Consider the following 9,340-nt stretch of genomic DNA (forward strand, 5'->3'; position numbering starts at 1 on the left):
TGGCGGCTCAAAACCGTCAGTTAGGCCGGTTTATCCTGTCCGATATTCCACCGGCACCGCGTGGGGTTCCCCAAATCGAAGTAACGTTCGACGTAGATGCCAATGGTATTCTGCACGTAACGGCCAAAGATAAAGGCACGGGTAAAGAGCAGAAAATCCGGATTGAAGCATCGAGCGGATTGACCGATGCCGAGATCAGNCGGATGCGCGAAGAAGCGAAAGCCAACGAAGCCGCTGATAAAGCCGAGCGCGAAGCCATCGAGAAAGTCAACGCAGCCGACTCGATGATTTTCCAGACGGAAAAGCAACTGAAGGAGTATGGCGATAAACTGTCGGAAGGCAACAAGACCGCTATCGAAGGCGCATTGGCGAACCTCCGCACGGCGCACGCGTCCCGTGATGCAGCCGCTATCGACACCGCGCTCGAAGGACTGAATGCCGCCTGGGCNACGGCCTCGCAGGAAATGTACAGTGCCACGGGTGGTGACGGAGCCAACCCAATGGACGGAGCTGCCGGTTTCGACGGGGGTAATGCCAACCCCGGCAATGCCGGACAGGGCCAGCCCGAAGGCGACAACGTGTCGGATGTACCGTACGAAGAAGTGAAGTAATTGTTTAGAAGAATAAAAAAATCCCTGCCGAGGAAACTTGGCGGGGATTTTTTGTTTGATGATGCCTATTTAGTTTGGCCACTCGATCGTAGATTCAAGTTTAAAATGCAACAAATGGGGTAGAAAAGCAGGGCAATCGCTTTAAAATGGGTGTTGGAATTTGGGGGATTTTGGTATATTTCCCTTCTAACCTATATCGTCATTCATGGGGTTCTTTGGCTAAATGGGCGGATTTATACGGTAAGCAACTAAAGATTGTCGGGCGCAGTAAACATAGCCCACCCCCATGCGCAATAGAGTTAGCACGATTTGACGATATTGGCGACTGCTTTAATCCAAATCCGTATGGCAGTCGCTATTCCCTTTGCCACCCGTCAACAAATCGCTCAACTGCGAGCCCAGGGTAAGGGGTTGTTTAAAGTTTCACGAAAATGGGAGCTGGTCAAGTAGTTTTGGGGTGCAAACTCTCAAACTACCCTGATGCTCTATTCGACTGATCTGACCAACTCCCACCGGGCAGCCGGCGCTGTGGCAAGCTATCAAACTTTTGTTGCCCCTCAAAATTTGCCGACGCAAACGAAAACATTCCATCCGAGCCATTATCAATGGCATTCTGTACGTAGTCAAATCGGACCGCCGAAGCGGGCGGTATCTCCTGGCGGCTCATGCCCAACGATTTACCCGATTGGCGGCTGGTTTATTATTACTTCTGCCAGTGGTCCAAGCTGGGGCTGGTTCAGGAAATTCATGATAAACTCGTCACTAAAGTACGGCTGCAAGCAGGCCGAGAGGCATCGCCTAGCTTGGGACTTATTGACAGTCAATCCGTTAAAACTATGTCTGTGACCACACTCAAGGGCTATGATGGCAATAAAAAACTCACCGGCCGCAAACGCTCTATCATTGTGGATGTGCTGGGGTTGGTGCTGGCTCTTCGGTTAACATCGGCCAACGTGGGGGAGCGAGCTGGTGCCTTGCTTCTGTTCACAGCACTGGGCCAACGGTTCATTCGGTTGAAGACAGTTCTGGCTGATCAGGGCTTCGATGGGGTCAATTTCCTGGTTACCGTCAAAGCGACTTATCAACTGACTCTCGAAGAAGTTTGCGGTGTACTAGGTGTGAAAGGCTTCCAAGTGGTGCCCAAACGATGGATCGTTGAGCGTACATTTGGCTGGTGGGCCTTTTATCGTCGTTTAGCCAAAGATTACGAGGTCAAAGAGTCTCATGCCGAAGCAGTTATCTATTGGACGATGATTCGATTGATGTCCAGAAAAATCCGTGAAACAAAATCCTAAACAACCTCTAAGGCCTACCGGCAAATCAGCCAAGAAATGGGCGTGAGTTACGACGCCGTTCGGCGTATCTGCAAACGGCAAGATCAGCTGGGGGAAGCCGGACTTCTACCTCGGTATAAACAATGTGGTACGACAGGGATTCGATTGTCCGTTTTTTACCATCGCGTTAGCCTGTGGTTGAAGCGGGCGCATCCACTCTGGGGCGCCCCTTACATTCACTTACAACTCGATGCGCGTTACGCCATGGGACGTTTACCTTCCATTCGTACGCTCCAGTTATGGTTTAAGGCCGCTGGCTTAACCAAGCCACGACCCCAACTCTTGAACTCACCCAAAGTGTGGGCGGAGTATCCTCATCAAGTCTGGCAAGTGGACGCAAAAGAACAGCAGCGTACCCTCGATGGTACTAAGGTGTGCTGGTTAACGGTTGTCGACGAAAAGAGCGGTGCGGTGTTAGCCGCCCCGGTTTTCCCCTATGGCCGAATCGGTCAGGTACCCCTGGGGCTCATTTGTGAACAATTACAGCTGATTTTCCGACAATGGGGGCTGCCTCAAGCCATTAAGATTGATAATGGTCGGCCATTCGGTGACCCTAAGCGGTTACAGATTCCGCTGCTTCCGCTTTGGTTGGTGGGGTATGGTATTGAGCCGATCTGGAACCGAGCCGCTCGGCCTACCGATAACGCCAAAGTAGAACGGGCTCAAGCCACCACCGCCAATTGGGCTGATTTAGCTACTTGTTCCGACATCGCGGATCTTCGTCAGAAGTTAGCTCAAGTTATTGTAACCCAACGCGAACGCTATCCGGTTCGGAGATTAAATGAACAGACTCGCCAACAGGCTTACCCCACCATTGACACCCCACTATGCCTCTTTGAGATTAGCCATTTCGACTATCAACTAGTCTTAGCCTTTCTCCAAAGGCGCAGCTGGCATCGAAAAGTGAGCAAGATTGGGGTCATCTCCTTCTATTATCAACGCTGGTTTCTGAACCGTTCGGTCGCGGATCAGTGGGTGAGTATTCGTTTAGAAGCTACCAGCAATGAATGGGTGATTTTCACGGACACGGGTGAATTCATCAAATCCTTTTCCAACACGGTCATTACTGAGCAAGCCTTATTAAGCTTAGCCACGAGCCAAACGAACTCGGATGAATCGTGCTAACTCTATTGCGCATGGGGGTGGGCTATGTTTACTGCGCCCGACAGCCTTTAGTTGCTTACCGTATAAATCCGCCCACCCCTAAAACAAAAACCAGAATGGCCAGTGGATCTACTTTCTGACCTTGTTTTGCTAGTTATTTCGAGTACTTGAATTACTAATTATCTGAGGTTCAGAAACGTAGGACTTTTTGAACCTCAAACGACTATGCTAGTCTATCTCTTCAGATTGGCCAAGTGACGGATTTTGTACGAAACGGTAAAGCGACCCCAATACAGTAAATTGCACAATAAAGTCGCATCCAGACTCATTGGGCGCGGCTTTTTTATAGGGTGATTATTTCAGCACATTTATTCACGGGGTTCTTTGTGCAAAGAAACCCGTTTTAAGCTTAGTCCCATAAACTCAATTGTGAGGGAGGACACACTGTTCTCTTACTTTACTATTATCTATTAATAGTTAATATTTTATTTATATAAAAATTTTAACAATAATTTAAGATTAACTATTATTGCGTAAAATTAACTAAACTAGCTCTTAATTAGTCGTACTAATACACGATCTAGTTTTTAGATAGACACTATCCATTTATGGGTACTATTATTTCAAGTACCCTTGCCCTTGAATTTAATCTGATGGCCTACACCCATGGTTGGGAAGGGAAGATAGGGATGAAAGCAGACCAGCAGCCCGACCTCGTTTAACGGATGTACATAGGCCGCTGCCGGGGCAGTGGCTTTGGTTAAGTGGATACGAAATCGGACCATCGAAAATCAGGGGGCATTCATGTTTTGTCCCGCGTTGATCAGAGTGGCCTGCGAATAAAGTGACTGGAAGTGGTATTAAATGAGTTTATCATCAAGTTTTTAATCCATTTGTTTCAGGTAGTCTGGCCTCAATCAACAGGCCAACTTCCTGACAATCCGGACAAAGGGTAGTTGCCGACCAATTAATTGAAAAATAACGCAAAGTTGGCTTACCGATACGGTGGCATTCTAAAAATACCTGGATACGATGGGATGCTACACATACACTAAAGATAGAGTATTAGATAACCCGTCAATGCCCATACGTTTCCTGTGTTTATGGCTGGCTGGATTATTAACTATCTCCACTACTCAGGCCCAGCGTCAGAATGTGCGCTTTACTTACCTGACGACCAATCAGGGCCTTTCCCAAAACAACGTCACCTGCATTTTGCAGGATCGAAAAGGCTTCATGTGGTTTGGTACCCAGGACGGACTCAACAAATTTGATGGCTATACCTATACACTGTATCGGAACGATCCCCAGAAATCGACCAGTCTCAGCCATAGTTACATCCATACCCTGTTTGAGGATCGACAGGGACGACTCTGGGTGGGTACCGATGCGGGCGGTCTTAGTTTATTTGATGCCAGCACGGAAACGTTTTCCAACTATAGGCATATCCCCGGACTCGCTAGTAGCCTTTGTCATAACAAAGTGATGGCCATTGCGCAGGATGGTCAGGGTTACTTATGGGTGGGTACGGCCGGGGGGGGGCTGGATCGGTTTGATCCACAAAAAAAGACGTTTACGCACTTTCGCCATCAACCCGCCAATCCGCACAGTCTCAGCCAGGATATGGTTAGTTCGGTATGCATTACGCCTGATGGATCCATTTGGGTCGGCACAAGCGGGGGTGGGTTAAATCGACTGCTTCCCCGAACTAATACCTTCCAGCATTACCTCCATAATCCGGCCGATCCCCATTCGTTGAGTCATAACCAGGTAAATACCTGTTTTGACGATTCCAGGGGGCAGCTTTGGGTGGGTACGGAAGGGGGTGGTTTAAATCGATTGTCAACGGGTTCGAATGGGTTTACCCGTTATCAGCCCTCAACGGGGGCCAAACCCTCGATAACGCATTCGGATATTGTTGCGCTGGCCGAAGATAAGAATAAGAACCTCTGGATTGGCACCCGCAATGGCGGCATTAATGTCCTGCGCCGAGATGGGTCATTTTCGTATTACGCGTATGATGAAGCCGATAGCCGCGGCCTTAACAATGGGTCCATTTACGCTATATACCGGGATCGAACGGGCACGATGTGGATCGGAACCTATGCCGGCGGAGTGAACAAGCTGGATGCCTCACTCCCCAAATTTAAGCTTTATCAACGTACCCGGACGAATATTAATAAGCTGACCAACAACAATATCCTCTCTATTCACCAGGATCAGCAGGGCGATTTATGGGTGGGTACCGACGGCGGGGGCGTTAACGTGCTCAAAAAAGGAAAGACAGCCTTCACATCCTTCCTGCATTCCGAAGGCTTGCCCACCAGTATTGGTAGTAACTACGTATTGGCTATTCATGCTGATGCCCGGCAACGCATCTGGACGGGTAATTATAAAGGCGGGCTGACCGTATTTGATCGGGCCAGGGGGACCTTTGCGCAAAAAGGTAACTTAAATCCGCTCAGTATCAGTGTCATTCTGGAGGCCCGCAATGGTATCTTCTGGCTGGGTACGTTTGAAGAGGGCCTCATCCGCTATGATCCACGAACCGAAGCCGTTACCCACTACCGGGCCAATCCAGCCCAGGCAAACGCCCTGAACTATTCTACCATTACCACGCTATGGGAAGACAGGACGGGCAATATCTGGATGGGTACGGAAGGCGGGGGTATCAATGTATTTCATCCCGGCCAGAATCGCTTTACCCACTACATCCATACCGACCAGATTACTAAAAGTCTGAGCAATAACCTGGTAACTGTCCTCTTCGAAAGCTCCGCCGGGCAACTCTGGATTGGTACCAATAGCGGTTTGAACCGGTTTGATGCCGCTACGCAAACGTTTACGGCTTACCGGGAGTCGGATGGGCTGCCCAACGAGGTGATTCAGGGAATTCTGGAAGATAAGCACGGAACGCTGTGGCTAAGTACCAACAAGGGTCTGAGTGCCTTCAATCCCAAAAGGGGCACATTTCGCAATTTCGATGTGAATGATGGCTTACAGGGCAGCTCCTTTAATCGGATGGCCTGCTATGCGAGTTCGGACGGCCAACTGTTTTTTGGGGGATTAAGTGGGCTCAATAGTTTTTACCCCGACAGTTTACGCAACAACCCGGTTATTCCCCCGGTGTACATTACGGATTTCCAGCTGTTCAACCGATCGGTGCAGGTGCAGGATGCCCAGTCACCCCTGATCAAAACGATTAGCGAAACCCGGGATATTACCCTTTCCTACCAGCAATCGGTACTTTCCTTTGGCTTTGCGGCCCTGAATTATACACTTTCCAAATCGAACCAGTACGCCTATAAACTCGAGGGCTTTGATACCAACTGGATTCAGGCGGGTACCCGGCGAACAGCGAGTTACACGAATCTGGATCCGGGGGACTACGTATTCCGGGTCAAAGGCTCGAATAATGATGGTGTCTGGAATCAAACCGGCACCTTTGTCAACCTGCATATCATACCCCCTTTTTGGCAAACGGGCTGGTTTAAAAGCCTGACAGCCCTGTTTTTACTGGGTAGCCTTTATGCGGTTTATCGCCTGCGGGTTAGGCGCATCAAACGCCTGCAACTCATCCTGCAACAGCAGGTGCAGGAGCGGACCCGGGAAGTAACCCAGCAGCAACAGGAACTCCGGGAACAGGCTGGTCAGCTACGGCTGCTGAACCATAAACTTGGGGAGCAGAACACGGAACTGGCCCATCAATCGGAGCAGCAGCAGCAGGCGCGCCTGGAAGCAGAAAGAGCCAATACCGCCAAAAGTGTGTTTCTGGCGACCATGAGTCATGAAATCCGTACGCCTATGAACGGGGTGATCGGCATGACTTCCCTGTTAGAAGACACGTTGTTATCGGATGAACAGCGGGAATACACCGAAACCATTCGCAGTTGTGGCGAAGGGTTATTGGGGATCATTAACGACATTCTTGATTTCTCCAAGATTGAATCCGGCCATCTGGAGTTGGAGCAGCAGGCGATTAACCTGCGGGACTGCATCGAGGACGTTCTGGATCTGTTTGCCCGCAAAGCCGCCCAGGTCGGACTGGACCTGATTTACCAGATCGACCACCAGGTGCCCACCCAAATTATCACGGACGGCCTTCGGTTACGTCAGATCCTGGTCAACCTGGTCGGGAATGCCATTAAATTTACCGAGCAGGGTGAAATTGTTGTGAGTGTCCATCGGGTGGCCCACCGGCCTGAGCAGGGCATCGAGTTAGGGTTCGACGTGCGTGATACGGGGATCGGCATTGCGGCTAACAAACTCGATCGCTTGTTTAAAGCGTTCTCCCAGGTGGACTCCTCCCATACCCGTCAGTACGGGGGTACGGGTCTAGGCCTGGTCATCAGTAAGCGTCTGATTGAGCTGATGGGTGGCCGCATTGAGGTAGAAAGTGAAGTGGGGAAAGGAACCCGGTTCCAGTTTACCTTATTGGCTCAGATTAGCCAGCAGGCCACCCGGCAGTATGTCTACGAACGGGGGAGCGTGGCCGAAGGGAAAACCGTCCTGTTGGTGGACGATAACGCGACAAACCGGCTTATTTTAAAAGCGCAGCTTGAACACTGGTCTTTGCTGCCCGTAGTCGCCAGCTCGGGTCAGGAGGCCCTGGCGATTATGGCTCAGGGCACCCGGGTTGATTTGGTGATCACCGATCGACAGATGCCCCACATGGATGGCATTGAACTGGCCACAAGGCTAAAAGCGATTCACCCCGATTTGCCCATTATCCTGCTTAGTTCGATGGGGGATGAAAGCCGAAAACTGTATGCTGATTTATTTTCATCCATCTTAACCAAGCCCGTTCGTCAGCAGCAACTCGCCCAGGTGGTTCAACAGGCGCTAAAATCGCACCGGACGACCCTGCCCGATGTGGTTGCCGCTCGCCCGGAATCGACCTTCAGCCTGGACTTTGCCCTGCAATACCCCTTGCGTATTCTGATCGCCGAAGATAATTTAGTCAATATCAAGCTTCTGGTACGGGTGCTTACTAAGCTAGGGTATACGCCCGTGGTTGCCCACAACGGCCAGGAAGTACTCGCCTGTCTGGCCGATGGCTTCGATTTAATTTTGATGGATGTACAAATGCCGGAGATGGACGGGCTGGAAGCGACCCGCCAGATTCGCCGACTACCCATCCCTCAGCCGTGGATTATCGCCCTGACGGCGAATGCGATGCAGGAAGACCGGGGACTTTGTTTGGAAGCGGGTATGAATGAGTACATAAGTAAACCCCCTAAGCTGGATCTGTTGAAGCAATCCTTCCAACAGGTGAGTCAGTCCCGTAGCCAATCAATGCTGCCTGCCGCGTAACGCGTGGGCAAATGCTGACTCTATTCTTACCATTAAAACGACCTATTCTGATGAACGTCTCCGATTACCCTAAGAATCCTCCGCCTACCCAACCCGAAGACCGCGCAACGGATACCGCCTGGTACGCCAACTCGTCAGCGCCGAGCGATTTGGGGTTGCGTAATTCGGTCGAAGCCGGCCCTTGTTTCCAACTGGCAACGTTATTACAAGCGGTGGACAATGAGCAGGCGTTAGCCCTGGAACTGCTGGAATTAGTCCTGGCTCAGACACCGGGCGAAGTTTTGGCCCTGGAGCAGGCCTTGATAGAAAACGACCTGGGTAGCGTTGGTCGCATTATTCATTCGCAAAAAGCGTCCTTCGAAGTATTTGGCCTACTGGAAGTAGTTCGTCTGGGCCGGGCTTTGGAGCAGCAGCTGGCGAGGCCAAAAGCCGAAGGAGACGTTTCCGTTCTGATTCGACAATATGCGGGAATGCTTCGGGCTGAATTAGTGCTTATGCAACTGGTCTTACAAACAGCCGCTGGGGGTGATCTACCCTGATGCTTGAGAAAAGCAGGATAGCTGTTTGCCTTATCCTGAAAAGAATCGGAGGTATATGTGAACTAATATATAAATAATTATAAATTTAGTTACATAAACTATTCACAAAAATGTCAACTACAATCCGTAGCATACAAAAATAATTTTACACGACTCTGATTAGTTTTTCATTTAAAAACAGGCAATGGTTCGTCAATTTTTAGGGATATGAAAAAGGCGTGTTAGTTTTGGGTATCTGACATCCAAACCAAACAACGCCTTTATGCAAGGACCAGCCCTACTGAGTACAATAGTAGCTAACCTGCCCGATTTGACCAAACCCCGTCGGCAATTTATACACCACATTCTGATGCTGTTTTTGAGTGTTCGTCACCGAATCAACTTTCTGCAATTGGCTCGCCACAGCGACCAGTATGCCGAAAATACCATGCGGTTGCAG

The 9,340-nt window shown here is 50.1% G+C and carries 5 protein-coding genes; all 5 read left to right on the forward strand.

Translation table 11 applies throughout. The features are described 5' to 3' along the window. A partial coding sequence (locus B157_RS34760) for an Hsp70 family protein (protein WP_041951978.1) occupies positions 1-611 on the forward strand: 611 nt, incomplete at its 5' end. A 650-nt stretch (positions 612-1,261) separates the two neighbouring features. Continuing rightward, the gene (locus B157_RS34765; RefSeq protein ID WP_281168452.1) at positions 1,262-1,906 is read left to right on the forward strand and encodes an IS5 family transposase; all 645 of its coding nucleotides are present in this window, start codon (positions 1,262-1,264) and stop codon (positions 1,904-1,906) included. Between the two features lie 243 nt (positions 1,907-2,149). Beyond that, positions 2,150-3,070, forward strand: coding sequence for a DDE-type integrase/transposase/recombinase (locus B157_RS0108450; protein WP_169521694.1), 921 nt, complete (start codon positions 2,150-2,152; stop codon positions 3,068-3,070). Between the two features lie 1,059 nt (positions 3,071-4,129). After that, the gene (locus B157_RS0108460) at positions 4,130-8,362 is read left to right on the forward strand and encodes a hybrid sensor histidine kinase/response regulator (RefSeq protein WP_020602915.1); all 4,233 of its coding nucleotides are present in this window, start codon (positions 4,130-4,132) and stop codon (positions 8,360-8,362) included. Positions 8,363-8,412: 50 nt separating this feature from the next. Next, complete coding sequence (locus B157_RS0108465; RefSeq protein WP_020602916.1) at positions 8,413-8,901, forward strand: Hpt domain-containing protein; 489 nt, start codon at positions 8,413-8,415, stop codon at positions 8,899-8,901. The last annotated feature ends 439 nt before the right edge of the window (positions 8,902-9,340 follow it).

The sequence above is a fragment of the Spirosoma spitsbergense DSM 19989 genome, from assembly GCF_000374085.1.
GTDB classification, from domain to species: Bacteria; Bacteroidota; Bacteroidia; order Cytophagales; family Spirosomataceae; genus Spirosoma; species Spirosoma spitsbergense.